General features: G+C 76.0%; 25 protein-coding genes. 13 read left to right on the forward strand and 12 right to left on the reverse strand.

Going from position 1 to position 24,185, the window contains the following annotated elements:
* The first annotated feature begins 64 nt into the window (after positions 1–64).
* Positions 65–727 (forward strand): HAD family hydrolase, encoded by a 663-nt coding sequence (locus tag ACWFNE_RS20505; protein ID WP_452124275.1) that lies wholly within the window; start codon positions 65–67, stop codon positions 725–727.
* Between the two features lie 85 nt (positions 728–812).
* On the opposite strand, the gene ACWFNE_RS20510 is transcribed toward ACWFNE_RS20505, so the two are convergent.
* Both ACWFNE_RS20510 and ACWFNE_RS20515 read right to left on the reverse strand, forming a co-directional pair.
* Entirely contained in the window at positions 813–1,091 is a 279-nt protein-coding gene (locus ACWFNE_RS20510) for a hypothetical protein (protein ID WP_452124276.1), read from the reverse strand.
* 275 nt (positions 1,092–1,366) lie between these two features.
* Positions 1,367–1,876, reverse strand: a complete 510-nt coding sequence (locus tag ACWFNE_RS20515) for an acyl-CoA thioesterase (protein WP_452124277.1) — start codon at positions 1,874–1,876, stop codon at positions 1,367–1,369.
* A 216-nt stretch (positions 1,877–2,092) separates the two neighbouring features.
* Between ACWFNE_RS20515 and ACWFNE_RS20520 the strand changes: the two genes are divergently transcribed.
* From ACWFNE_RS20520 to ACWFNE_RS20540, 5 genes are all read left to right on the forward strand, one after another.
* A complete protein-coding gene (locus tag ACWFNE_RS20520; RefSeq protein ID WP_452124278.1) occupies positions 2,093–2,389 on the forward strand; it encodes an ArsR/SmtB family transcription factor in 297 nt (98 codons plus the stop codon).
* Positions 2,390–2,480: 91 nt separating this feature from the next.
* A complete protein-coding gene (locus tag ACWFNE_RS20525) occupies positions 2,481–2,864 on the forward strand; it encodes a VOC family protein (RefSeq protein WP_452124279.1) in 384 nt (127 codons plus the stop codon).
* 253 nt (positions 2,865–3,117) lie between these two features.
* On the forward strand, positions 3,118–4,113 hold the full coding sequence (locus ACWFNE_RS20530) for a cutinase family protein (protein WP_452124280.1): 996 nt from the start codon (positions 3,118–3,120) through the stop codon (positions 4,111–4,113).
* Positions 4,114–4,649: 536 nt separating this feature from the next.
* Complete coding sequence (locus tag ACWFNE_RS20535) at positions 4,650–4,814, forward strand: hypothetical protein (RefSeq protein ID WP_452124281.1); 165 nt, start codon at positions 4,650–4,652, stop codon at positions 4,812–4,814.
* A complete protein-coding gene (locus ACWFNE_RS20540) occupies positions 4,814–6,052 on the forward strand; it encodes a YeiH family protein (RefSeq protein WP_452124282.1) in 1,239 nt (412 codons plus the stop codon). The genes ACWFNE_RS20535 and ACWFNE_RS20540 overlap by 1 nt, the downstream gene beginning before the upstream one ends.
* 197 nt (positions 6,053–6,249) lie before the next feature.
* Here ACWFNE_RS20540 and ACWFNE_RS20545 read toward each other — a convergent pair whose 3' ends face one another.
* From ACWFNE_RS20545 to ACWFNE_RS20570, 6 genes are all read right to left on the reverse strand, one after another.
* Positions 6,250–8,235 (reverse strand): carbohydrate-binding domain-containing protein, encoded by a 1,986-nt coding sequence (locus ACWFNE_RS20545; protein WP_452124283.1) that lies wholly within the window; start codon positions 8,233–8,235, stop codon positions 6,250–6,252.
* A 1-nt stretch (position 8,236) separates the two neighbouring features.
* Entirely contained in the window at positions 8,237–9,109 is an 873-nt protein-coding gene (locus ACWFNE_RS20550) for a polyphosphate polymerase domain-containing protein (protein WP_452124284.1), read from the reverse strand.
* Entirely contained in the window at positions 9,106–9,705 is a 600-nt protein-coding gene (locus ACWFNE_RS20555) for a DUF4956 domain-containing protein (protein WP_452124285.1), read from the reverse strand. The genes ACWFNE_RS20550 and ACWFNE_RS20555 overlap by 4 nt, the downstream gene beginning before the upstream one ends.
* Before the next feature lie 134 nt (positions 9,706–9,839).
* A complete protein-coding gene (locus ACWFNE_RS20560; protein WP_452124286.1) occupies positions 9,840–10,283 on the reverse strand; it encodes a hypothetical protein in 444 nt (147 codons plus the stop codon).
* A 328-nt stretch (positions 10,284–10,611) separates the two neighbouring features.
* Positions 10,612–11,076, reverse strand: coding sequence for a DIP1984 family protein (locus ACWFNE_RS20565; protein ID WP_452124287.1), 465 nt, complete (start codon positions 11,074–11,076; stop codon positions 10,612–10,614).
* A 200-nt stretch (positions 11,077–11,276) separates the two neighbouring features.
* Positions 11,277–12,230 (reverse strand): helix-turn-helix transcriptional regulator, encoded by a 954-nt coding sequence (locus ACWFNE_RS20570; RefSeq protein WP_452124288.1) that lies wholly within the window; start codon positions 12,228–12,230, stop codon positions 11,277–11,279.
* Between the two features lie 99 nt (positions 12,231–12,329).
* On the opposite strand from ACWFNE_RS20570, the gene ACWFNE_RS20575 reads away from it, so the two are divergent.
* Both ACWFNE_RS20575 and ACWFNE_RS20580 read left to right on the forward strand, forming a co-directional pair.
* Positions 12,330–12,728, forward strand: coding sequence for a VOC family protein (locus ACWFNE_RS20575; protein WP_452124289.1), 399 nt, complete (start codon positions 12,330–12,332; stop codon positions 12,726–12,728).
* Positions 12,729–13,330: 602 nt separating this feature from the next.
* Positions 13,331–15,388 carry a zinc-dependent metalloprotease family protein gene (locus tag ACWFNE_RS20580; protein ID WP_452124290.1) on the forward strand — a complete coding sequence of 686 codons (2,058 nt, stop codon included), beginning with the start codon at positions 13,331–13,333 and terminating at the stop codon, positions 15,386–15,388.
* 65 nt (positions 15,389–15,453) lie between these two features.
* Here the strand turns inward: ACWFNE_RS20580 and ACWFNE_RS20585 are convergent, their stop codons facing one another.
* Positions 15,454–15,741 carry a helix-turn-helix domain-containing protein gene (locus ACWFNE_RS20585; protein ID WP_452124291.1) on the reverse strand — a complete coding sequence of 96 codons (288 nt, stop codon included), beginning with the start codon at positions 15,739–15,741 and terminating at the stop codon, positions 15,454–15,456.
* Between the two features lie 66 nt (positions 15,742–15,807).
* On the opposite strand from ACWFNE_RS20585, the gene map reads away from it, so the two are divergent.
* Positions 15,808–16,590, forward strand: a complete 783-nt coding sequence (map, locus tag ACWFNE_RS20590) for a type I methionyl aminopeptidase (protein WP_452124292.1) — start codon at positions 15,808–15,810, stop codon at positions 16,588–16,590.
* Positions 16,591–16,683: 93 nt separating this feature from the next.
* Here the strand turns inward: map and ACWFNE_RS20595 are convergent, their stop codons facing one another.
* Together ACWFNE_RS20595 and ACWFNE_RS20600 are read right to left on the reverse strand one after the other, a co-directional pair.
* The gene (locus ACWFNE_RS20595) at positions 16,684–17,067 is read right to left on the reverse strand and encodes a hypothetical protein (protein WP_452124293.1); all 384 of its coding nucleotides are present in this window, start codon (positions 17,065–17,067) and stop codon (positions 16,684–16,686) included.
* 209 nt (positions 17,068–17,276) lie between these two features.
* A complete protein-coding gene (locus ACWFNE_RS20600; protein WP_452124294.1) occupies positions 17,277–18,116 on the reverse strand; it encodes a PhzF family phenazine biosynthesis protein in 840 nt (279 codons plus the stop codon).
* A gap of 41 nt (positions 18,117–18,157) precedes the next feature.
* On the opposite strand from ACWFNE_RS20600, the gene ACWFNE_RS20605 reads away from it, so the two are divergent.
* Together ACWFNE_RS20605 and ACWFNE_RS20610 are read left to right on the forward strand one after the other, a co-directional pair.
* On the forward strand, positions 18,158–19,045 hold the full coding sequence (locus ACWFNE_RS20605) for a Cof-type HAD-IIB family hydrolase (protein WP_452124295.1): 888 nt from the start codon (positions 18,158–18,160) through the stop codon (positions 19,043–19,045).
* Positions 19,046–19,343: 298 nt separating this feature from the next.
* Positions 19,344–20,405 (forward strand): lytic polysaccharide monooxygenase, encoded by a 1,062-nt coding sequence (locus ACWFNE_RS20610; protein ID WP_452124296.1) that lies wholly within the window; start codon positions 19,344–19,346, stop codon positions 20,403–20,405.
* Positions 20,406–20,539: 134 nt separating this feature from the next.
* Here ACWFNE_RS20610 and ACWFNE_RS20615 read toward each other — a convergent pair whose 3' ends face one another.
* Positions 20,540–21,295: a DeoR/GlpR family DNA-binding transcription regulator gene (locus tag ACWFNE_RS20615; protein WP_452124297.1), complete on the reverse strand. Its 756-nt coding sequence runs from the start codon at positions 21,293–21,295 to the stop codon at positions 20,540–20,542.
* 49 nt (positions 21,296–21,344) lie between these two features.
* Between ACWFNE_RS20615 and ACWFNE_RS20620 the strand changes: the two genes are divergently transcribed.
* On the forward strand, positions 21,345–22,058 hold the full coding sequence (locus ACWFNE_RS20620; RefSeq protein ID WP_452124298.1) for an NUDIX domain-containing protein: 714 nt from the start codon (positions 21,345–21,347) through the stop codon (positions 22,056–22,058).
* 111 nt (positions 22,059–22,169) lie between these two features.
* Positions 22,170–24,140 carry a diguanylate cyclase domain-containing protein gene (locus ACWFNE_RS20625; protein ID WP_452124299.1) on the forward strand — a complete coding sequence of 657 codons (1,971 nt, stop codon included), beginning with the start codon at positions 22,170–22,172 and terminating at the stop codon, positions 24,138–24,140.
* The last annotated feature ends 45 nt before the right edge of the window (positions 24,141–24,185 follow it).

Here is a 24,185-nt window from a genome sequence, read left to right on the forward strand (position 1 = left end):
GACCGTCCCTCGCGCCCGCGTCCGCGGCTCCCTCGCACCCCGCTCCGCACCGAGCGGGCCGGCCGTGAACCTCCCCGCCGCAGTCCTGCTCGACCTCGACGGGACGCTCGTCGACTCCGAGCCGCTGTGGTCGACCGCCGCCGCGGACCACGCGCGCCTGCACGGGTGCTCGTGGAGCCCGCTCGACGCCGCCGGGATCGCCGGGCTCCCGGCGCCGGACGTCGCGGCACTCCTGCACCAGCGCGGGGTGCCGCTCGCCGCCGAGCGCATCGCGGAGCTGCTGCACGAGGAGGTCGGCCTCGGGCTCGCGCTCGAGCTGCCGTGGCGCGCGGGTGCGCTGGACCTGCTGACCCTGCTCCGCTGGGCCGAGGTGCCGAGCGCGCTCGTCTCGACGAGCCGGCGCAGCCTCGCCGAGCTCGTGGTGCGCGCGACGCCCGTCGGGACGCTGCGGACCGTGGTCTCGGGCGACGACGTGCACCGGCTCGCGCCGCACCCCGAGGCCTACCTCGCGGCGGCCCGTGCGCTCGGCGTCGACCCGGCGCGCTGCCTCGTCGTCGAGGACTCGTCGAGCGGTGTGGCAGCGGCGCTCGCCGCGGGGACGCTGGTCTTCGCCGTCGACCCGTCGCTCGACCTGCCGCCGCGGCTGTCCGCCCACCCGCGGCTCGTGCGGGTCGACGGCCTCGTGCCCGTGGTCGAGCTGCTGAGCGCGCTGCTCGCCCGCGGCTGAGCGGCGGCTGGTCGGGCGGTCGCGGCGCGCGGCGTCCCTACTCAGGCGTCTCGGCGCGAGGCGTTCCGGCCTGGGCCGTCTCCGCTCAGGCGGTCTCCGCGCAGAACCCGCCCGCGTCGGTCGGCGTGACCCGCCAGGTGCGGACGTCCTTGCCGCCGCCGTCGACGTCGCTCTTCTCGTGCAGCCGGACGACGCCGTCGCGCACCGAGGCGTCCCCGCGGACGACGTGGCGCCCGGTGCGGCCCTCGACGGTCAGCGCGACGCGCCCGACGAAGTCGTCGACGGTCCGTGGGGTGCGTCCGTCGACGTCGAGCACGGCGTACGGGACGCCGGAGACGACCGGGGCGGGCGGGGAGTAGGTCATCGGGCACACACCTTCGGGTCGGCGGTGAGGGCCCCAGCATGCGCCCCGCCGGACCGCGGGGGAACACCCGCGGCGTATCCAGTGCGTGACGTTCCGGTGTCGCGGAGCGGGACGGGCACACCGCGCCGGCTCACCCGCCGCCTCACCTGCCGCGCAGCACGGGCCCGTCGCCGGGCTCACGGGCCGCGCCGCACGGGCCCGACGTCGCACCCACCCGGTGCGCGGCGCGAGGCCGTCCCCGGCTCACCGGCCGCAGCGCGGACCCGCCGTCGCCCTCACCAGCCGCGCAGCGCGGGCCCGTCCTCGCGGTACGTCTCGAACAGCGCGCGCTCCTCGGCGGTGAACGCGCGCGCCGTGTGGGTCGCGTGGTCGAGCTGCACCATGCGCGAGCGCGCCCGCAGGTAGACCGTCCCGGGGTCGGCGACGTCGACGATCTCGTACGCGAAGTCGACCGACGACGTGCCGATCCGCGGGACCCACACCTCGACCGCGAACGGCGCGGGGCGGAAGGTCAGCGGGGCCAGGTAGTCGATCTCGTGCTTGACGACCACGAGGAGGGACGCGGTGAGCGCGCCGTGCTCGTCGACCCCCATGACCGGGAACAGCGTGAAGCGCGCGTCGTCGAGGTAGCGCAGGTAGGCGGCGTTGTTGACGTGGCCGAAGAGGTCGACGTCCGACCAGCGGACCTGCATGACGACCCGGCCGCGATGGGGGCGCCCGGTCGGCGCGGGCGACGGCTCCGGGGCGGGCTCGTGGGGTGGCACGGGGAGCGGTTCGCGGGACACCGCGTCACCCTAGTCGCGGGCGGGGACCGGGCTCGCGGCGCGGCGCGGGACCGGGTGCGCGGGGCACGACCGGGTGCGCGGCGCGGGGCGGGACGGTGGTGCACCGGCGGTGCGTCCCAGGGGTCCGGCGAGCGTACCCGGGGGGCCGCCCTCGGCCGGGCTGCGGCCGACGGCGATGCCCTTGTCAGGCAAGTCTGTGCTTGCCTATGGTGGGGCATGGCCGACGAGGTGTACCGCGCGCTCGCGGACCCGACGCGGCGCGCCATCCTCGACGAGCTCGTGGACCGCGACGGGCAGTCGCTGTTCGAGATCTGCGCCCGGCTCACCATGAGGCACGGGCTCGGCTCGACGCGGCAGGCCGTCTCCCAGCACCTCGACGTGCTCGAGCAGGCCGGCCTCGTCACCGTGCGCCGCGACGGCCGGTACAAGTTCCACCACCTCGACACGCGCCCGCTCGCGCAGATCGGCGAGCGGTGGCCGCAGCCGCCACCCGAGGTCACGCCCGGCCCCTGACCCCGCACGACCCGAGCACCGCCGCCACGATCGACGCCCCGCACCACCGACGCCCCGCACGACCAGCGCACCGCCACCGAGAGGACCGACCATGCCCCGGATCCAGTTCAGCAGCATCTACGTCGACGACCAGCAGAAGGGCCTCGACTTCTACACCGACGTGCTCGGCTTCATCGTCAAGAACGACATCCCGATGGGCCAGTACCGCTGGATCACGCTCGTCTCCGCGGACGACCCGAACGGCCCCGAGCTCGTGCTCGAGCCGGCCGCGCACCCCGCGGTCCCGCCGTACCGGGCCGCGCTCGTCGCCGACGGTATCCCCATGACGGCGTTCGCGGTCGAGGACGTGCAGGCGTCCTACGAGCGGCTCGTGGCTGCGGGCGCGCGGTTCGTGCAGGAGCCCGTGGAGATGGGCCCCGTGACCACCGCGGTGCTCGACGACACGTGCGGGAACCTGATCCAGATCGTCGGCTGACGCCGCGCGCGGGTGGCGGTCGGCGGGCGATCGGGTGACGCCCGGGGGGCGCGCAGGCCGCGCCCGCCGGGCACCGGGTGCCACCCGATCGGCGGTCCTCCGTGCGAGGGACGGGCCGCGCGGACCCTTGTCCGGTTTGTCCGGGCTCTCCTACGGTCCCCGTGGCCGGGTGGTGCCGGTCACACCTCGCGGGCACCGTCGGCGACGTGTGAGCGATCACCCGGTCGGCCCTGTCCCCCGACGAGGAGACCTCGTGCACCCGCTCACGCCGCCCGCAGCACCGTCCCGCCCCCGCGCCGCCCACCGTCTCCGACGGACCCTCGCCGCCGCCCTCGCCCTCGTGGCGACGTCCGGCGCGCTCTCCACGCTCGCCGCCCCCACCGCGGCCGCGGCACCGGCCTGCGCGGACGTCGAGGTGCTGTTCGCGCGCGGCACGGGCGAGGCGCCCGGCCCGGGCGTCCTCGGCACCCCGTTCGTCCGGTCGCTCACGAGCGCCCTGAGCGACCGGACAGTCACCTCCTACGCGGTCGACTACGCCGCGGAGTCGTCCCAGCGCAGCGCCGGCCCCGGCGCCACGGCGCTGACCACCCACCTCACCGCGACGGCCGCCGCCTGCCCCGGGACGCGGTTCGTGCTCGGCGGCTACTCGCAGGGCGCCTCGGTCGTCGACATCGCGCTCGGCATCCGCACGGGCACGACGACGGGCACCGCGATCCCCGCGGCGCTCGAGCCGCGCGTCGCGGCGGTCGTCGTCTTCGGCAACCCCCTCGGGATCAGCGGCCGCACGATCGCCACGGCGAGCCCGACGTACGCGGCCCGCGCGCGCGACTTCTGCGCGACGGGCGACCCGGTCTGCGGCGGCGGCTCGTCGTTCGCCGCGCACCTCGCCTACCGCACGAACGGTGACGTGACCGAGGGCGCCGACTTCGCGGCCGCGCTCGTCCGCTCGACCACCGTGCCGGTCCCGACCCCCACCGTCCCCGGCACGCCCACGCCCGCCCCGACGGCGCCCGGCACCCCGACCCCGGTGCCGACGACGAACCCGACGCCCGCGCCGTCCCCGACGGCTCCGGCCGCGACGTGCGTGCGGTCCAGCACGCGCGCGCACGTCGACGCCGGGCGTGCCGAGCGGCGCCTCGGTGTCGCGTACGCGACCGGCAGCGGCGACCGGCTCGGCCGGGTCAGCAGCTTCGTGCGCGTCTCGGCCCGGCAGACCGGCGCGGGCTGGGAGCGCGTGCTCACCTGCTGACCGGCGGTCCACCGCGGGCGCCCCGGACGGGGACGCACCGCCGCGGGACGACGAGGGCTGTGGCGCGGGTGCGCCGCGGCCCTCGTCGCACGTCCGGGCGCCGCACCGCGGCGCTGCCCGCACGACCACGTCTCGCGACCACGCTGGACGTTCGCGGCCGCGTCGCACCTTCCGAGGCGCCGCCCAGGATGCGCAGCGCCTCTCGTCTCAGGAGCGTCCATGATCCGGACACCGCTGGCGGACGGCCGGGGGCGGGAGCACGATCCCTCGCGTGACCCCCTGGCCGACCGCACCCCGCAGCGCCTCACGCGCTGTCGCGAGCGCGCGCGCCTGTACCTGTCGCTAGCCGGGAGGCTCCGCGGTCGTCCCTGGACCGGTCTGCCCCGCTGGGCACGCCCGTTGCCGGACCGGACCCGCCGTCGCACGCCGCGGCACCCCTGACCGCTCCTCCCGGCGCCCGTCCAGCTCGTCGCGAGCCACGGCTCGCCCGCGCCCGTGCGCACCGGACACCCGCCCCAGGTCAGGAGAGCCCCAGCATGGCCACCCCGCACACCCCCAGCCCCGCCGGTCCCACCGGCACCGCGTCTCCCGAGGCGACGCGCCGCTTCCACCTCAACGAGGACTGGGCGGCGACCGTCGTCGGCCTCGTGCTGCTCGGCCTCGTGCTCACCGGCGTCCTCGGCGCCGACGTGGTGCCGTGATGAGCGCGACGACCCGCCCCGGCGCCGGCGCCGACCAGCCCCGCACCCCGGCGGACGACGGGTCCACCCACCCGACGGCCGTCGCCACCACCGACGCCCACGCCGCGAGAGCCGACAGGACCGACGGCACCGACGGTGCGGACCCCGACGCGGCCGGCCGGCCGACGCCTGCGGCCGTCGTCGGCGGGCTCGTGCTCGTCGTCGCGCTCGCGGCGCTCACGCGCTACCTCGAGCAGAACGTCCCCGTGTGGACCGAGGGAACGCCGCTCGGCGGCGTCGCGAAGTCCGTGGAGTTCCCGGTCTACGCGATCGCCCTCGGGCTGCTCGGCAACGCCGCCCTGCTGGCGCTCGACCTGCGCGACCGGCTCGCTGCGGCGTTCCGCACCGAGTTCTTCATCAAGACCGGCGTCGTGCTGCTCGGTGCGTCCGTCAACCTCAGCCTCATCGTGTCGGCCGCGCTGCCGGCGATCGCGCAGGCGCTGCTGCTCATCACGTCGGTGTTCCTGTTCACCTGGTGGATCGGCGGCCGCGCGGGACTCGACGACAAGCTCCGCGCGCTGCTCGCGTCCGCGGTGTCGATCTGCGGCGTGAGCGCGGCGATCTCGGCGGCCGGCGCGGTGCAGGCGAAGCGCGAGCAGCTCGCCTACGCGGCGAGCCTCGTGATCGTCTTCGCGCTGCCCTCGATCTTCGTGCTGCCGTGGATCGCGGGGCTGCTCGACCTGTCCCCTGCGGTGACCGGCGCCTGGATCGGCGGCAACATCGACACGACGGCGGCCGTCGCCGCGGCGGGGTCGATCGCGGGCGAGGACGTCCTCGCGCTCGCGACGATCGTGAAGTCGACCCAGAACGCGCTCATCGGCGTCGTCGCGATCGCCCTGACCGCCTACTTCGCGTTCAAGGTCGAGCGGCGGCCCGACGCGCACGCCCCCGGCGTGAGCGAGGTCTGGCGGCGCTTCCCGAAGTTCGTGCTCGGGTTCCTCGCCGCGTCGGTGATCTCGACCGTGTACCTCGCACAGGTCGGCGCCGACGCGGGCAAGCCCGTCCTCGCCGTCGCGAACGACCTGCGGACGCTGTTCTTCATCCTCGCGTTCGTGAGCATCGGCCTGGAGTTCCGGGCGAAGGCGCTCAAGGACGCCGGGTGGCGGCCCGTGGGCGTCTTCGCCGCCGCGACGGCGTTCAACCTCGTCGCCGGGCTCGCGTTCGCGAGCGTGCTGTTCCGGGGCTTCGAGCTCGGCTGAGCCGATCCGGTCGCGGCCGGCTGCGCGCCGTCGGCCCGGCGCCACCACGCGCGACGCAGGCCACCGGCCGGGGAGTCCCCTGGCCGGTGGCGCTGTGGTCACGGCGGCGTCCGTCGCGGTTCCCGGGCCGGGACGGCGACGCCTCGCGGTATGTACCGGGCACGGGTACCGGCCGCCGCCGCCGCGCGGACACCGGGTCAGACGTCGGTGCCCGTCGAGCCGGTCGTCGTGCCCGTCGTGCCCGTCGTGCCCGCGTCGCCGGCAGGCGGGGCTGCGGGCGGCGTCCCGCCGGGTGCACGACCGCCGCCCCGCATGCCGCCGCCGCCCATCCCGCCGCCGCCCATCCCGCCGGTGTGCTCGCCCGCGGTCACGGTGGCGATCACGCCGGCACCGGTCAGGTCGCCGTCCGCCGCCAGCCCGCCGACCGTGTCACCGACGAGCGACCCGCCCGCGTAGACCTCGTACGACTCGCCCGCGGTGATCCCGGCGGTCGAGAGCACGACCGACTGGAACGCCTTCGTCGACTCGTACGCGGCGACGACCGTCCCGTCCGGCGCGACGACCTGGACGACCGTCCCCGCGGGCTGCGACGCGCCGAGCGACGCCGAGACCCAGCCCTGCCCTGCCGTCCCGGGCGCGACGGCCATCCCGGCGCTGCCCGCGGCGAGCACCGTGCCACCGGTCACCTCGAACGTGCCGTTGACGTCGAGCGCACCGTTGCCGTCGTTCGTCGGTCCGGCGACCACGACGGTCCCGCCGCTCACCAGCGCGGTGCCGTTCGAGTCGAGGCCGTCGCCGCCCGAGTCGAGCAGGACCGTGCCGCCCGTGATCGTGACCGCGACGCCCTCGACCGCGGCGAACGCGCCGCCGCCACCACCGCCGGGGCCACCGGGCGCACCGGCACCCGCACCCGCCGCGTCGTCCGTCGCCCCGTCGTCGGCCGTGTCGACCTCGCTCGCCGAGCCGTTGATCGCGTCGTCGCTCGACGTGACGTCGACGGTCCCGTCGCTCACCGTGACGAGCGCGCTCTCGACGCCTTCCTCCGACTCCGTGACCGTCAGCGTGCCGCCCGCGACGTCGAGCGCGACCTCGCTGTGCACGCCGTCGTCCCCCGAGGCCACGGTCACGTCGCCGCCCGTCTGGCTGTAGACGCCGTCGGAGTGCACCGCGTCGTCCGCCGAGTCCACCTCGACCGTCCCGCCCCCGATCACGACGAGCACCCCGCCCTTCAGGCCCTTCGCCGAGGTGTCGGCCGCGAGCGTCGCACCGGCACCACCGCCGGACGCGACGCCGACGTCCCCGCCGGTCACGACCACGTCGGTCGCCGCGTCGATCCCGTCGCCGCCCGCGGTGAGCGCGAGCGTGCCGCCGGTCACCGCGACGTAGCCCCTCTCGACGTCCTCGGCCTCGTCGGCCTTGAGGGCGTCACCGCCCGCGTCGACGGTGACCGTGCCGCCCTCGACCACCAGGTAGTCCTTGCCGCGGATGCCGTCGTCGGCGGCCGTGACGGTGACGGTGCCGGACCGGATCACGAGGCCGTCCTTGCTCGCGATGCCGTCGGCGGCGTTGCCCGTGACGTCGAGCGCGCCGGTGCCGGTGATCGTCAGGTCGGCGGTGGAGAACAGCGCGGCGTTCGGCTCGTCGGTCGTCGCGTCGGGGTGGGTGTACTCCGCGGCGTCGGTCAGCGAGCTCTCCGACCCGTCGGCGAGCACGACCACGACCTCCTCGGCGCTCGTCACGACGAGCGGCGCCGACGTCGAGCTCGTCAGGTCGACCCCGTCGAGCACGAGCCGCACCGTCCCGGCGTCCGCGGTGTCGACGACGACCTGGCCGTCGTCGAGCGTCCCGCTCAGCACGTACGTGCCGGCCGCCGTGACGGTCACCGTCGAGCCGTCGACGCTCACGCCGTCGCCCGAGGCGCTCGCGGTGGAGCCGTCGAGCGTCACGGTCGTCGCGGACGCGGCGTCGTAGGCCTCGTCACCGTCCTCCGCGTGGGCCTGGGCGTTCGCGGCCATCGCCTCCTCGGCGGTGGTCCCCGCCCGGGCGTCGGCCGCGGCCTGCACGACGGCGGCGTCCGCCCCGGCCGTCGCGGCGGTCGTGGCGTCGTCGGTCGCGGTGCAGCCCGCGAGGATCGCGGCGACGAGCACCGCGGGGACGAGGGTCGTCAGGGTCGGGCGTCGCATGTCAGGTCCTGTCGTCGGGGGTCGTGCCGGGGAGGGCGGCGGAGGTCGCGGGGTCGCCGGGAGCGGCGCCGGCGAGGGTCATCGGGACGAAGTGGCGGCGCAGCGTGCGGTTCCACGGGCTCGCGGGCAGCGACGGGTCGAGCGCGGCGAGCCCCGTCGCGTACTTCGAGAGGCGGGCCGGGCGGTGCCCGTGCGCCCACAGCAGCCGGTCGACGGCCGAGGCGGTCGAGCCGGTCTTGGTCTCGACGACCACCGCGCCGGGCAGCGCGAGCCGCCGGCCCGGCACCTCCCACGTGAGGTCGGTGTCGATCGTCGCGCGGCTGGCGGGACGGCCGTGCTCCCCGGGGAGGTGGAGCGTCGTGCGCCGGTAGCGCGTGGTCAGCACGGGGGCGAACGCCAGAGCCGCGGCCCCTGCGAGCACGGGCTCCGTCTCCTCGCCGCCGAGCACCTCGTCGACGAACCACCGGCCGTGGCCGAGCCGGTCGCGCGCGTCCAGACCGTGCGGCACCCGGTTCTTGACCGTGCTGCCGCGAGCGCCTCGCGTCTTGACCTCGAGCCAGCACGAGCGCGTGTCGAGGTAGGTGCGGGTGCGGACCTTGAACCGCCGCCGGCGGCGGTGCGCGGCGAGGTGGTAGCTCGCCAGGTCCGGGGTGTCGAAGTACACCGACTCGTACCCGAACGTGCGCAACCCGTCGATCTCGAGCACGTGCGTGCGGCCGTCGAGCGCGGCGAGCAGGCCACGCAGCGCGTCCGTGGTCAGCACGTACTTGCGGTCCACCCGGGTCTGCAGCGACGCCGTCGCGGTCAGCGCGTCGAGCGTGATGCCCGCGAGCGCCTCGAGCGGTGCGACGGTGCCGGTGACGAGCGGGCTCACCGCGCCGCCTCCGCGAGCACCCCGCGCACGCCGGGCCGGGTCACGGTCGCGCCGGGAAGCACCTCGTACCGGACCTCGACCGTCGTCGTGTCGTTCACGAGGTCGAGGCGCTGGACGTTCGCGCCGTGCACCCGCGCGCCGAGCAGCTGCTCGAGCCGGGCCACGAGCGCGAGCTCGTCGGGGACCGCGGCGTCGAGCACGACGACCCCGTGGCGGTACCGGGCGAACAGGCGCGGGTGGTCGCCGACGAGCATGACCAGCAGCACGAGCGCCATCAGGACCGTCGCGAGCCAGCCGATCGACGCCCCGAGCCCGCCGAGCAGGCCGAGCGCGAGCGACGCGAAGTAGTAGGCGACCTCGCGCTGGTCGAGCTCCGTCGAGCGGAGCCGGATGATCGAGAGCACGCCGAACAGCCCGAGGCCGAGGCCCGCGCCGACCGTGCTCGTCGCGAGCGCCCCGGCGACGGCGAGGACGCCGACGTTGACCCCGAGGAACGCGACGACGAGGTCGCGGCGCCGGTGGCGGGGGAAGTACAGCCCGAAGGCGAGCAGGGAGATGGCGACCAGGTCGGTCGCGAGCATGAGCGGCTGGGGCATGACGTCCTCGGGTGATCGTCGGGTGACCGGCGGGTGGCCGGTCGGTGACGTCTCCCATTACGGTGCGCGTCGCTATGAGCCCGCTGAGCGGGGGCCGCGAGGCGCGTGTGAGACGCGCGCCGCGGGCAGGGTGCTCAGTCCTCGTCGTCGTCGACGGGGCGCGGCAGTGCGAGCCCGAAGATCCGGGTCGGCGGGGCGGCGAGCCGGTCGGAGCCGGGCTCGGGCTCGGGGGAACCCACGGGCGGGCGCGCGCCGACCCACACGCGCCACACGTCACCGTCGCGGTACACCTGCCCCGGGCACACCAGGCGGTCCTTGCCCGCGCGGTGGAGCTGCCCGCGCAGGTCCGCCTCGTGCGCGGGCGGGACGAAGCCGACGACGACGTTGCGCCAGATCAGCACGACGCGCCCGCCCTTGCCACCGTCGAGCTGCAGCTCGGCGGGCACCGGCGCGCGCGCGGACCGCTCGCGCCCGGACAGCGCCGCCTGGAACGACGTCTGCAGCGCGACGGCCTCGCCGGCGACGAACCCGTCGCCCACCTCCGCGGGCACCTCGGCGTGCCGACCGAACAGCCTCATGGGGTCAGGGTGGCACGGCACGGTCCGGGAGCGCGACGACGGGACGTGGCGCACCGGGCGGGGGCACGGCGACCCGCGTGCGCCCTGCCCCCGCTCGGGCCGTCCGGGTGCGGATGCCCCGTGCCCGCCCTCGACGTCGTGGATCTGCACCCGGTGGTGTGCCGTGCGTCGTGCGTCGTCACCTGTGCGACGTGCTGGGCGTGCGATGTGTGTCGGGGAGTCGAACCCCGGCGCCTGCCCGCGGCGCGCCAGCAGTGGACCGGTAGTGCCCGCCGGTCCTCGGGTCGGTGCACGCCTCCACGACGTCTACCTGCTCCGCACCTCGTCCTCAGTCCAGCAGGTCGGCCTCCCAGTTGGTCCGCTGGACCAGAGTGTCGACCTCGCGCAGCTGCCGGGCGACGTCGTCCGCGCGGGTGCGCAGCTCGGCCACCGGCAGCGCCGGGATCATCTTCAGCTCCGACCGGAGCTGGCGGAACCCGCGCTGCCCGTCACCGGCGGCGGCGCCCGCCGCGGTCGTCAGGAGCGCGTGCCGCAGACGCAGGACGTCGCGACGGGCGAGCGCGTCCGTCAGCGTGCCGCCCTCGACGGGCGTGGCGGAGTTCGTCCGGTTGATCCGCCGGATCATGTCCTCGAGCTGGCGGAGCACCGCGTCGGCCTCGGCGAGCAGCGCCGCGGCGTCCTCGGCGGGCGGCTCGCCCTCCTGGTACCGCGCGCTCGCGGCGATGCGGGCGCGCAGCTGCTCGGCGCGGCGCGCTGCGTCCGCACGGATCGCGAGGCCCTCGGCAAGCTTCATGGCGGTCAGTATGGCCAACGACGGCGCAGCGCTCCACCGCGCGGGGCTGCGCCGCTCTCACGGCGCCCGACGCCCGGACGTCGGCGCGTCGCGCAGGAGCCACGACAGGATGCGGGTCCGCCCACGCACACGATCCGACCGCGGGCAGCGCGCCGGGCAGGGGCGGACGCGCCCGCGCGTCGGGCGCGACAGGGGACGGGTCAGCCGCCGTTGCGGGCGACGAGCGCCGCCCCGATCCGCGCGAGCTCGACGCGGACCGACCCGGGCTCGAGGACCTCGACGTCGCCGCCCCAGCCCGCGAGGTGGCGGGCGACGTCGAGCGCGCGCGGTGCGGTCACGTGCGCCCGCGCGCGCCCGTCGTCATGCGTCCCCGCAGGCTCGCAGTGCCGGCCCATCCGTTCCTGGAGGATCGGCAGGAGGTGCGCGTCGATCAGGACGGTCGCCCGCAGCGTCGAGCGGCGGCGCTCGACCTCCTCGACCGTGCGGTCCCACAGCCGCTCGACGTCGAGGTCGTCGGGGCGCTGCGCCGGCAGGTCGGTGACCTTGGCGCGCTCGACGCGGTCGAGCCGGAACGTGCGCGGCCCGCGGTCGGTCCCGGCGAGCAGGTACCAGGTGCCGTCCTTGTCGGCGAGGCCCCAGGGGTCGACGAGGCGCTCCGACGGCGCACGCGTGCGGCCGGCGTACCGGAGGCGGACGCGGCGGCGGCGCACGACGGCGGACTCGAGCTCGTCGGCCAGCGCCGGGCGCCGCACCCGTCCCGGCTCGCCCCAGCCGACGGGGTCGACGACGACGGCGTCCACCGCGGCGGCGGCCTCGGCACGGAAGGTCTGGGGCAGCGCGCGCAGCACCTTGCGCAGGGCCGAGCGGGCCTCCGGACGGGCCTGACCCGACGACGCCGGGCCGAGCAGCGCGAACAGGGCGCGCGCCTCGGGGGCCGTGAGCCCGGTGAGGTCGGTCCGGGCGCCGCCGACGAGCTGCCAGCCTCCGCCGCGCCCGGCCTGCGGGTACACCGGGACGCCGGCCGCCGCGAGCGCCTCGAGGTCCCGCCGGGCGGTCGCGAGCGACACCTCGAGCTCGCGGGCGACCTCCGCGGCGGTCGCTCGCCCGCGGGTCTGCAGCAGCAGGAGCGTGGCGACGAGCCGGTCTGCGCGCATGCCGCCAGTGTGCGCCGGAAAGTGCTCACTCGGTGAGCACGTCACCGTCGAGGCTGGGCTGCTGGGCGGGACGGACCGCCCCCGACGAGAGGGACCGACATGCTCCGTGGAGTCGCCACCGTGAACATCTACGCCGCCGACCACGCCGCCGGGTCCGCCTGGTACGCCGAGCTGCTCGGCATCGAGCCGTACTTCCAGCGCCCCGGCTACCACGAGTTCCGCATCGGCGACCACGGGCAGGAGCTCGGCATCATCGACCGGCGCTACGCCCCCGAGGGCGAGCCCGGTGCGCCGGGTGGCGCGGTCGTGCACTGGCACGTCGACGACCTCGCCGCGGCCGTCGACCGGCTGCTCGCGCTCGGCGCGACGCTGCGCGAGCCGATCACGGAGCGCGGCGAGGGCTTCGTCACCGCGTCGGTGGTCGACCCGTTCGGCAACGTGCTGGGCGTGATGACCAACCCGCACTACCTCGAGATGCTGGGCCGCGGCCGGGACTGAGCGGCAGGAGTCCGGAGCGCTCGGACGAGCGCCCGCTCCCCCGCCTCCCCGCGGCGTGCGCCGTCGCCGTGGCGCGGCTGCGCGGCGGCGACGTCGTGCCCTCCGTGGGTGGCGGGGAAGCAGCTCGTCCGAGCCGACCCCGCGCGTCGGACCCCACGACGTAGGCCGGCCGCCGCGTTTCACCCTGTGCACAGCGCGCTCGGCGTCCGGATTGCGTTGACATGTCCGTTCCTTGCCCGCGAAGCTTCAAGCGCCGGTGGGAGCGCTCTCTCAGCGGCCTGACGACGTCGACGCGCTTCCCGACGACAACCCTCCACCTGCTGCCCCGCGCAGGGACGGGACCGCCGGAACGGGGTGGAGCGCTCGCGCACGGCGCCCACGCGCCCTCGCGCCTCCGACCACCACCACACGACCAGCCGCACACCGGACGGCCGGCACGACCGCCCGGCGCCGCGCATCCGCACCTCCCGCCCCTCCGGACCGACAGACCCTCCCGCTCCCGCCCTGCGCGCCGCGGCGAGGGCCCTGCACGCGCCCGCGCACCACCGGAACCGGCGCCACACGCCGGCGACCCACCTGCTCCGACGAAACGGATCCGCCCCATGCACCAGAGCCAGGCGCCGCAGCCCACCGCCGGACTGCCGCCTCAGCACCACCGACCGCGCACGGCCCTCGCGACCCTGACCGGACTCGTCCTCGCGCTCGCCGCGGCGGCCCCGGTTGCGGCGGGAACGAACGCCGCCGCCGCGTCACCGCCGAGCACGGTCGTCGGGACCTACGAGATCCGCCAGGTCGACCCGCCCCTCCACCCGGCCGACCCACCCGCACCCGGCGCGCGCGCCGCGACCCCGCACGCCGCGCACGACGCGGCGCTGCCCGAGGACGCGACGCAGGAGTTCGTGCGCCTGGCCGACGGAGACCGCGTGCGTGTCGAGGCCGACCCGGCGCTGCTCGACGACGTCGTCCCCGGCCAGCGCGTCGCGGTCACCGGGACCGTGACCGCGGCGCCGCCCGACGCGACGGAGGAGGCGCCGACGATCGACGCCACCGCCGTCCGGGAGCTGACCGCCGCCGCTGCGCCGCAGATGTCCGAGGAGGACACCGCGGCCGTCGTCCTGCTGCGCCTCGGGGACGACGGGCCGGCGCCGATGTCCGTCGACGAGGTCCGCGACCTCGTCTTCACCGGCCCCGGCGCCGTCGCGAGCTTCTTCCGCGAGAGCTCGTGGTCCCAGCTCGACCTGCGCGGGCGCGACCGGCCCGACGGCGACGTGTACGGCTACCTGACCGTCCCCGCGGACACCCCCTGCTCCGCGGAGGAGCAGGCCGGGATCGCCGCCGTGCAGGCCGCGGGGATCGACCTGACCGGGTACGACCGGGTGGCGTTCCTGCTCGACTCCGCGGACCGCGGCTGCTGGTTCGGCGGCTGGGCGTACATCGGCGGTCAGGTGTCGGTGAATCTGATGAGCGGCGCGGACGCGACCCGCGCCGTGCTCCAGCACGAGCTCGGGCACAACCTCGGCCTGCTGCACGCGTCCGCGCTCCAGTGCTCCACCCCCGCCGGCCTCCCGAGCGCGATCGAGGAGGACGGCGGCTCGTGCCGCGTCGAGGAGTACGGGGACCCGTACGACACCATGGGCAACGCCTACAACCAGATGGAGTTCTCGGCCCGCCACAAGGCCCGCCTGGGCTGGATCGCGGAGGCGAACGTGACGACCGTGACCGTGTCGGGCACGTACACGCTCGCCCCGTCGGAGGTGCGGACCGACCAGCCCCAGCTCCTGCGCATCCCGCTCGCGTCGGGCCTGTCCTACGACGTGGACGTCCGGCGCCCGCACGGGCTCTGGGACGCGAAGGTCGCCGACTACCCGGCGCTGATGGACGGCGTGACGATCCGCCGGGGCGACGGCTGGGGGGCCTCGCTCGTCGACACGACGCCGGGCGGCTGGGTCGACGACGCACCGCTGCGCGTCGGCCAGACGTTCACCGACCGGGCGTCGGGCGTCCGGATCCACACCGAGCAGTCCGGGCCCGACGGCGCCGTCGTGCACGTCGACCTCGGCGTGGCGGCGCAGGCGGCGCACCTGACGGGTACCCACAACGGCTGGACACCGGCACCGATGACCGAGGTCCCCGGCGCACCCGGGACCTGGACCGCGCAGGCGCAGTTCGGCGCGGAGCCGGACCAGCGCTTCCGGATCGAGGTCCTGCCGGGCGGCGGCTCCTACGGCGATGCCGAGCCGGACGGCGTCGCCGACGCGGGCGCAGCGGACATCCGGGTGCCCGGGGCCGGCACGTACACCGTGACGTTCGACCTCGCGTCGCTCCGGTACACCGTGGTCCGCGACGGGGGCGGTGGTGGCGGCTTCGTCAGCACGTACCCCGCGATGACGCTCCGGGGGATCAGCACCGGCTGGGCGGCGGTCCCGATGGAGCTCGTCGCCGACCACACCTGGCGGGTCACCACCGCGTTCGGCGCGCACCCGGTGGAGGACTTCCTGTTCGACGTGGACGGCACCGGGGCGACCGTCTTCGGCGACCCCGAGAACGACGGTGTCGCCGAGCAGGGGGCGCCGAACGTCCTGATGACGCAGGGCCCGGCGCGGTACGAGGTGACGTTCCGGGACGACACCCTGGTGTACGGCGTGGTGCGGGTGGACTAGGGCGCCGCGCCGCGCCGACCGCTCACGGGCGCCCGGGGAGCCGCTCCTCGGGCGGCCCGCCGGGCTCAGGAGACGAGCCGCTCCCGTGACTCGCGCCGCGCGGAGCCCGCCGACGGGCCGACCTCCGCCCACAGCGCGTCCAGCGAGACGCCGAGCACGGCCGCGATCGCCGCGATCGTCGGGAACGCCGGTGTCGCGACGCGGCCCGACTCGATCTTGCGCAGCGTCTCGGGCGAGATCCCCGCGTCGAGCGCGACCGTGAGCATCGACCGCTCGCCGCGGGCCTCGCGCAGGAGCGCGCCGAGCCGGCGGCCGCGCTCGACGTCGGCGGGGGTGAGCGGCAGCCTGACCATGACGCCGATAGTAATACCGGGATAGTCTGACCGGGATAGTTATTGGAACACCGGCAGGAGCACCCCGTGATCGAGATCCTGAGCGCCGCCGAGCTCCCCCGCGCCCGGGCGGCCGGCGCGCTCGTCGCGGACATCCTGCAGTCCGTGCGCAGCCGCTGCACCGTCGGCACGAACCTGCTCGACGTCGACCGGTGGGCCCAGGCGATGATCGTCGAGGCCGGCGCGCAGTCCTGCTACGTCGACTACGCGCCGTCGTTCGGGCGCGGCCCGTTCGGGCACTACATCTGCACGTCCGTGAACGACGCCGTGCTGCACGGCCTGCCGCACGACTACGCCCTGGCCGACGGGGACGTGCTCACGCTCGACCTCGCCGTCTCGCTGCGCGGCCTCGTCGCGGACTCCGCGGTGACCTTCGTCGTCGGCGGGTCGGCGCCCGCGGGAAGCCTCGCGATGATCGACGCGACCGAGCGCGCCCTCGCCGCCGGGATCGCCGCCGCGCGCCCCGGCGCCCGCATCGGGGACCTCTCGCACGCGATCGGCACGGTGCTCGGCGCCGCCGGGTACCCGGTCAACACCGAGTTCGGCGGGCACGGCGTCGGCTCGACGATGCACCAGGACCCGCACGTCGCGAACACCGGGCGCCCCGGCCGGGGATTCACGCTCCGGCCCGGGCTGCTGCTCGCGCTCGAGCCGTGGGTCATGGCCGACACCGACGAGCTCGTGACCGACGCGGACGGCTGGACGCTGCGCAGCGCGACCGGGTGCCTGACCGCGCACAGCGAGCACACGATCGCGATCACGGACGACGGCGCCGAGATCCTGACCCTGCCGAGCCGCGCCGGGCGGTGACCCCCAGCCGGCGCCGGGCGGAGGGTCGACCCCACCGCACCGCGCAACGTCCCGCGCTCCCGACCGCGCACCGGGGCGCGGACGCCCCTCACCTCACGGCTGGGTCGCTGCCCTCGCCGCCTGGGCGCCCGCGGAGCGGCGGCCGAACCGGCCCCGGAGGGCGCTCAGGGCGCTCGTCGGCCGGCCCTCGCCGCGGACGGGGAACACCGACCCGTCGGGCAGGGTGTCCCCGGCCGTCGAGGGGTAGAACGAGAGCTCCGGCCACAGCCGCACGATCTCCATGAGCTTCGCCCCCCGCCCGAACGCGGCGGCCAGCTCGGAGTCCGTCCCGGTGTACGTCAGCGCGAAGTCGTGGTCCTGCACGACCGTCTCACCCGTGGGCACCTCGCCGCGGCGCGGCGTCCAGCCCCACGAGCTCGCGGGCTCCTGGTGGTCCTGGTCCGGACCGACCCGGTAGATGTCGAAGCCGATGCGCATCGCGGGGCCTCCCTGTTCGTCGTCGAGGAAGAGCGCATCGACATCGCCGGGCCCGTCCTGGAGCGCGCCGGGGAGATGTCACCCGTCGGGGTGCGGTCCACCTGGGCGCCCGTCGGCACCCGACGAGGGACGCCGGACGGTCACCCCCGGCCGCGGCGCCCGTGACGCCAGGCCGAGTCGCCGGGTCCGGGACGCCGGGTTCGGGAGGCCTAGAGCAGGACGGTCCCGTCGATGCACGTCACGGTGTCGCCACCGACCCAGATGTCCTCGCCGACCTGCTCGACGTGCACGCGCCCCTCGCGCCGCAGCGCCGTGCCCTGCGCGGCGACGTACCGCGGCGGGAGGGTGCCTGTGCCGATGAGCCAGCGCGCGAGGCCCGCGTTGAGGCTTCCGGTGACCGGGTCCTCGGCGAACCACTCACCGAAGATGAACGCCCGCACCTCGACGTCGGGCTCGTGCGCCTGGTCCCACGGCCCGACGACGCCGACGAACAGGTCACCCGCGGGCGCCGGGTCCGGCCGGATCGCGAGCACCTCGCGCGCGCCGGACAGCACGACGGCGACCCACGGCGGACCGTTGTCGACCCACTCGCACGCCACGATGGCGTCGTCGGGCAGGCCGAGGGCGGCCTCGACCCGGGCGCGCAGCTCGGGCGACACCGGGCCCGAGCGGCGCAGCGGCGGCGCGGCGAACGCGAGCCGCCCGGCGTCCTGGCGCAGCCGCACGAGCCCGATGCCGCACTCCTGCACGAGCACGCCCTCCTCGCGCGGCGCCCCGCCCGCCGCGAGCCAGGCGTGCGCGCTGCCGAGCGTGGGGTGGCCCGCGAAGGGCAGCTCGCCGCCCGGCGTGAAGATGCGCAGGCGGTAGTCCGCGGTGGCCGCGTCCGACGGGGGGAGCACGAACGTCGTCTCGGACAGGTTGGTCCAGCGGGCGAACGCCGCCATCTCGTCGTCGGTCAGGTCCGAGCCGTCGAGCACGACCGCGACGGGGTTCCCCCGGTAGGGCGTCGCCGTGAACACGTCGACCTGGGCGAACGCACGCTGCCTCATGCGGCTCAGCGTAGCCAGCGAGCCCCTGGGAGGATGGGGACGTGCCGACCCCCTCCGCCGCGACGCCCTCCGACGTGCCCGACATCCGCCTCGTCGCGGTCGACATGGACGGGACCCTGCTGGACCCGGACCACGAGGTCCCGCCGACGCTGTGGCCGCTGCTCGACGCGCTCGACGCACGCGGCATCGCGTTCTGCCCGGCGAGCGGCCGGCAGCTCGCGACGCTCGCCCGGCAGCTCGGCGCGCACGCACCCCGACTGTGCTTCATCGCCGAGAACGGCGGGATCGTGGTGCGCGAGGGCGAGGTGCTGAGCACCGACGTCGTCGACCCCGCGGTCGTCGTGGGGGTCGTCGAGGCGGTGCGCGCGCTCGCCGCGTCGGGCGCGGACGTCGGCGTCGTCGTGTGCGGGACGCGGTCGGCGTACGTCGAGCGGCACGACGCCGCGTTCGTCGACGAGTGCGACCGGTACTACGCGCTCCTCGCGCGGGTCGACGACCTCACCGCGGTCGAGGACGACGTGCTCAAGGTCGCGGTCTTCGACTTCGGGGACGCCGCCACGACGACCGAGCCCGCGCTCGCACGCTTCCGCGACACGCAGCAGGTCGTCGTCTCCGGCGCGCACTGGGTCGACGTCATGAACCCGACGACGCACAAGGGCGCCGCGCTCGAGACGGTGCAGCGCGCGCTCGGGGTCACGCGCGAGCAGACGATGGCGTTCGGGGACTACCTCAACGACCGCGAGCTGCTCGACGCCGCCGCGTGGTCGTACGCGATGGCGAACGCGCACCCCGAGGTGCGGGAGCGCGCCCGGTTCGTGGCGCCGGGCAACGACGAGAACGGCGTCGTGCGGACGATCGCGGCGGTCCTGGGGATCGCGGTCGACGGCGCGGAGCCGCTCGGCGCGAGCGCGGCGGTCTCCTCGTCCTGACGCCGGGACGACGCACCGCTGGAGCCTGGCCAGGCCGTGTCGTCCCGCAGCCGCCGGCGGCGTGAGGCCGCCGGCGCCGTGAGGCCGCCGGCGCCGTGAGGCCGCCGGTGCCGTGGGGCCGCTGAACCCACCTCAGTCGAAGCGCTTCCGCATCGAAACGCTTCAACGCCTTCCGCCGAGATCGCCGCGGAGCGACGGTGAGCCGCGACGCGCTCGCGTCGCCGCGGACCCGGCAGCGTCGCCGGACCCCCGGGGCGACGCCTGTCCGGCGCGTCCCGACCCGAACGGGAGACCTCGGATGACCTGGAGAACCCGGCTGCGCACCCTCGCGCTCGCCCTGCCGCTGGCCGTCGTCGCCACGACCGTCGTCGCCGCCGTGCCCGCCGCGGCGCACGGCTCCGTGACCGACCCGCCCTCACGCAACTACCGCTGCTGGGACGTCTGGGGCTCGCGCTTCCAGGACCCGGCGATGGCGGCGCAGGACCCGATGTGCGCGCAGGCGTGGCAGGCCGACACCACCGCGATGTGGAACTGGAACGGCCTCTACCGCGAGGGCGTCGCGGGCCGCCACGAGCAGGAGATCCCCGACGGCCAGCTCTGCTCGGGCGGACGCACCGGCGGCGACCGGTACGCCGCGCTCGACACGCCCGGTGCGTGGGTCGCGACGACCGTCCCGCAGCGGTTCACGCTCACCCTGACCGACCAGGCGAAGCACGGCGCGGACTACCTGCGCGTCTACGTCACGAAGCCCGGCTTCGACCCGACGCGCGCCGCGCCCGCCTGGTCCGACATGCAGCTGCTCCAGGTCACCGGCCGGTACGCCCCGGCCAGCGAGTACCGCACCGACGTCGACCTGAGCGGGCGGTCGGGCCGCGCGATCCTCTACACGATCTGGCAGGCCAGCCACTCCGACCAGTCGTACTACCTGTGCAGCGACCTCAGCATCGGCGGACCGGCGACGACGCCCACGCCTACGCCCACGCCCACCGCGACCCCGACGCCCACCCCGACAACCACCGCCACACCGAACCCCACTCCCACTGCCACTCCCACCGTCACGCCCACACCCACACCCACGGCGGGCACCGGGACGTGCGCGGCGGCGGTGCGGGTCGTCGGGCGGTGGCCCGGCGGCTGGCAGGGCGAGCTCACCGTGACCGCGGGCGCCGCGGGGACCACGGGCTGGCGGTCGACCGTCCCCGGCTCGACCGTGACGCAGGCGTGGAACGCGACGGTGTCCGGCGGGGCCCTGACGAGCGCGTCGTGGAACAGCGTGCTCGCCCCCGGCGCGAGCACGACCGCGGGGTTCCTCGCGTCGGGCGACCCGGGGACGCCGACCGCGACGTGCACGGGGGCCTGACTCCCCGCCGGCGCACGTCGGCCTGACTCCCCTCCGGCGCACGCGCGCCCGACGCCCGGCCCGGCATTCCCCTCGTGCCGGGTCGGGCGTCGCGTCGCGTCGGGGCGAGGCGGGGCGGGGCGGCGCGACCGCGATCAGGCGTGGACGATCGGTACCCCGGCACCGGCGAGCTCGACGAGCGTGGGGTCCGTGGGGTCGACGTCGGTGACGACGCCGGCGACCTCCCCGAGCGGCAGGACCGTGAACGGCGACGCGGCGCCGATCTTCTCGGCGCTCGCGAGCACGTAGGTGTCGGCGGCGCGGCGGGCGAGGGCGCGCTTCATCGCAGCCTCGTCGGCGTCGCCCGTGGTGAGGCCGGCGGTGGGGTGCACGCCGGTGACGCCGAGCAGGAACACGTCGGCGCTCACGCGCTCGGCCGCCTCGACCGCGGCAGCCCCGCACGCGACCGCCGAGTGCTTGAAGATCCGCCCGCCGAGCAGCACGATCTCGACGCGCGGGTGCTCGACGAGCGCGGCTGCGACGGTCGGGCTGTGCGTGACGACCGTCGCGTCGAGGTCGGGCGGGAGCAGGCGGGCGACCGCGAGCGCGGTGGTGCCGCCGTCGAGGATCACGGTGCTCCCCCGGGTCACGAGCGCGGCGGCCGCGGCGGCGACGCGCTCCTTGCTCGGCACGCCGACGGTGCGGCGCGCGGCGTAGTCGGCCGTGGCCGGGGACGCGGGCAGCGCCCCGCCGTAGACGCGCTGGCAGAGCCCCGCGGCGGCGAGCTCGCGCAGGTCGCGCCGGAGGGTGTCCTCGGACAGCCCGAGCTCGGCGGCGAGGTCCTTGGCGACGATGCGACCCTCGTCGCGCAGCCGGGACAGCAGGACGTCGCGGCGCTGCGCGGTCAGCATTGCACGTTTCTCCTTGTTCTTGCCGGATGATGCACGTAGTGTCCCACACATGCCTCCTTACACGCCGCTCGACGAGCCCACCCGCCACTCCGACGCCGACACCGCACGGCCCGGCACCCGCGTCCCCGACCACCGCGGCCGCACGGACCTCGACCGCACCGGCCTCGACCTCACGGGCAACCCTCGCGTCCGGGTCCTGGGCGTCGAGCTCCTCGCCGCCGCGTGGCACGTGCTCCGCCGCACGACGTTCGAGTACCTCGGCACCGACGGCCGCTGGACCCGCCAGCAGCGCGAGACGTACGACCGCGGCAACGGCGCGACCGTGCTGCTCTACGACCCCGAGCGCGCGACCGTGCTGCTCACGCGGCAGTTCCGGTTCCCCGTGTACGTCAACGGGCACCCCGACGGGATGTTCCTCGAGACCGCCGCGGGCCTGCTCGACGACGACGACCCGGAGACCGCGATCCGCCGCGAGGCCGCCGAGGAGACCGGCGTCGAGATCGGCGAGCTCGAGCACGTCTTCGACGTCTGGATGAGCCCCGGGTCGGTCACCGAGCGGCTGCACTTCTCCGCCGCGCGCTACACCCCGGCGCAGCGGACCACCGCGGGCGGCGGGGTCGCCGACGAGGGCGAGGAGATCGACGTCGTCGAGCTGCCGTTCGAGCGCGCGCTCGCGATGACGCTCACCGGCGAGATCGCCGACGCCAAGACGATCCTGCTGCTGCAGTGGGCCGCGCTGCACGGACCGTTCCGCACCCGCTGATCCGGCGGGAGGTGCACGGCGGATCCACCCGCGGCGACGCTCACGGCAGCACCCGGAGTGCCGATCTGCTCGACGTCGCCCCGCCCGGAGCGTCGTCCAGGGGGGTGCCCGATGAACCACGCCGTCGCGGGCGACGCCGTCCCCTCCGCGCCCCGCGCGACGCTCGCGCGGGTCCTGGTCGCACTGGCCACGCTCAACACGGTCGCGTTCGTGGCGGAGCTGATCACCGGGTGGTCCGTGCTGCCCACCCTCGGCCACGTCCTCAACCCGCTCGTCGCGGCGCTCGCGGTCGGCCTCTGCCGGCGCGCGGCCCAGCACCCCACGACGCCCGTGGTGGCCCGCACCGTCTGGCGCCTGACAGCCGCAGGGATGACCTTCATCGCGGCGTCGATCGCGGTGCGCCTCGTGATCGTGACCGGTGCGTCCGACCTCCCGGCGCCGGCGCACACCGTGCCGCAGGTGATGGGTGCCGTCCTGCTCGCGGCCTCGATCGTGCGGATCCCGCTCGGGCTGCGCACCCGGACCCAGAAGGCCGAGCTCGCCCTGGATGTCGCCACGCTCGTGATCGCGGCCGGCGTCCTCATGTGGCACCTCGTGGTGACGTTCGCCGGGGGCGAGATCACCCGCAGCACCGTCTCGCAGGTCGCTCCCGTGATGGCCCCGGCGCTCATGGCGGTGCTCCTCGCCGCCAAGGCCGCGCTCGCCGGCTCCGGCGTCGTGCCGCGGCGCGCCCTCTACCTCCGCGCGGTGTCCGCGCTCGTCGGGGGGTTCGGGTCGGCGGTCGGGGTGCTGCTGCTCTCGGTCCGCCCGGACGTCGACGTCCAGCTCCTCCTCAACCCGATCGCCTCGGTGACCATCGCCCTGAGTGCGCACCTGCAGGTCGCCGACGCCGCGCGCACCGGTGCGCCGGCCGCCCGCCCGCGCACCTTCAGCACGCTGCCCTACGTCGCGGTGGCCGCCGTCGCGGTCCTGCTCGTCCGCACGTCCGTGCAGGACGCGCCCGACCGTCTCGTGGTGGTCGCCGCGGCGGTCACCCTGACCGCGCTCGTGATCGTCCGCCAGCTCCTCGCGTTCCGGCAGAACGCCGCCCTGCTGTCGGTGATCGGCACGCACGAACGCCAGTTCCGCCTGCTCGTGCAGAACAGCAGCGACATCGTCACGATCACCGAGCCCGGGGGCACGATCCGCTACGTGAGCCCGTCGGTCCTGAGAGTGCTGGGGCGCGACCCCGACAGCCTGCTGGCACGGCACGTCCTGGAGCTCGCGCACCCCGACGACCACGGCGCGGCGCGAGCCGCCGTCGCGTCGGTCGCGGGCACGCCCGGCGCCGCCGCCACCTACGAGATGCGGCTCCGGCACGCCGACGGGTCGTGGCGGTGGCTCGAGGTCGTCGCGTCGAACCTCGTGCACGAGCCGCACGTCGAGGGCTGGGTCAGCAACGCCCGCGACGTCACGGAGACCCGCGAGGTGCAGGAGCGCCTGAGCCACCAGGCCACGCACGACGCGCTCACGGGGCTCGCCAACCGCGCGCTGTTCGGCGACCGCGTCCGGGCCGCGGTGTCGAGCGCGGCCCCCGGAGAGCGCATGAGCCTCGTGCTCGTCGACCTCGACGACTTCAAGTCCGTCAACGACACGCTGGGGCACGCGGTGGGCGACGGCCTCCTCGTCGAGGTCGCGGAGCGGATGAGTGCCTCCCTGCGCGCGAGCGACACCGTGGCCCGCCTCGGCGGCGACGAGTTCGCCATCCTGCTCCCGGGGCTCGACCGCGACGCGGTCGATGCGGTCCTGGTCCGCATCGTCGACGCGCTGCTGGCACCCGTCGAGGTCGAGCGCCACCGGCTCGTCGTGCGGGCCAGCTTCGGTGTCGTGGACGGCGCCCCCGGCGACGACCCCACCGAGCTGCTGCGCCGTGCCGACATCGCCATGTACGAGGCGAAGCGGCGCGGCGACGGCGGCGTCCAGCGGTACCGCCCCGGCTCGCGGCCGCTCGGGTCGCCGCACACGGTCGCGGACCCAGCACCCGGAGAGGGCGCCGACGACATCCCGCCCACGGGCGCGCGCGCGAGCGATCCCGCGGCCTGACCTCACGGCCGCGGCGCACATCCCCACGCGCCGGCCGAGGGCCCC

The organism is Cellulomonas sp. NPDC055163, assembly GCF_053607065.1.

Coding starts and splice junctions, on each gene's coding strand:
- ACWFNE_RS20580 (WP_452124290.1), top strand. CDS start 13,331: ATGCACCAGAGCCAGGCGCCGCAGCCCACCGCCGGACTGCCGCCTCAG.
- ACWFNE_RS20620 (WP_452124298.1), top strand. CDS start 21,345: ATGCCTCCTTACACGCCGCTCGACGAGCCCACCCGCCACTCCGACGCC.
- ACWFNE_RS20525 (WP_452124279.1), top strand. CDS start 2,481: ATGCCCCGGATCCAGTTCAGCAGCATCTACGTCGACGACCAGCAGAAG.
- ACWFNE_RS20575 (WP_452124289.1), top strand. CDS start 12,330: ATGCTCCGTGGAGTCGCCACCGTGAACATCTACGCCGCCGACCACGCC.
- ACWFNE_RS20520 (WP_452124278.1), top strand. CDS start 2,093: ATGGCCGACGAGGTGTACCGCGCGCTCGCGGACCCGACGCGGCGCGCC.
- ACWFNE_RS20570 (WP_452124288.1), bottom strand. CDS start 12,230: ATGCGCGCAGACCGGCTCGTCGCCACGCTCCTGCTGCTGCAGACCCGC.
- ACWFNE_RS20600 (WP_452124294.1), bottom strand. CDS start 18,116: ATGAGGCAGCGTGCGTTCGCCCAGGTCGACGTGTTCACGGCGACGCCC.
- ACWFNE_RS20535 (WP_452124281.1), top strand. CDS start 4,650: ATGGCCACCCCGCACACCCCCAGCCCCGCCGGTCCCACCGGCACCGCG.
- ACWFNE_RS20540 (WP_452124282.1), top strand. CDS start 4,814: ATGAGCGCGACGACCCGCCCCGGCGCCGGCGCCGACCAGCCCCGCACC.
- ACWFNE_RS20565 (WP_452124287.1), bottom strand. CDS start 11,076: ATGAAGCTTGCCGAGGGCCTCGCGATCCGTGCGGACGCAGCGCGCCGC.
- ACWFNE_RS20510 (WP_452124276.1), bottom strand. CDS start 1,091: ATGACCTACTCCCCGCCCGCCCCGGTCGTCTCCGGCGTCCCGTACGCC.
- ACWFNE_RS20615 (WP_452124297.1), bottom strand. CDS start 21,295: ATGCTGACCGCGCAGCGCCGCGACGTCCTGCTGTCCCGGCTGCGCGAC.
- ACWFNE_RS20585 (WP_452124291.1), bottom strand. CDS start 15,741: ATGGTCAGGCTGCCGCTCACCCCCGCCGACGTCGAGCGCGGCCGCCGG.
- ACWFNE_RS20610 (WP_452124296.1), top strand. CDS start 19,344: ATGACCTGGAGAACCCGGCTGCGCACCCTCGCGCTCGCCCTGCCGCTG.
- ACWFNE_RS20545 (WP_452124283.1), bottom strand. CDS start 8,235: ATGCGACGCCCGACCCTGACGACCCTCGTCCCCGCGGTGCTCGTCGCC.
- ACWFNE_RS20560 (WP_452124286.1), bottom strand. CDS start 10,283: ATGAGGCTGTTCGGTCGGCACGCCGAGGTGCCCGCGGAGGTGGGCGAC.
- ACWFNE_RS20595 (WP_452124293.1), bottom strand. CDS start 17,067: ATGCGCATCGGCTTCGACATCTACCGGGTCGGTCCGGACCAGGACCAC.
- ACWFNE_RS20555 (WP_452124285.1), bottom strand. CDS start 9,705: ATGCCCCAGCCGCTCATGCTCGCGACCGACCTGGTCGCCATCTCCCTG.
- ACWFNE_RS20625 (WP_452124299.1), top strand. CDS start 22,170: ATGAACCACGCCGTCGCGGGCGACGCCGTCCCCTCCGCGCCCCGCGCG.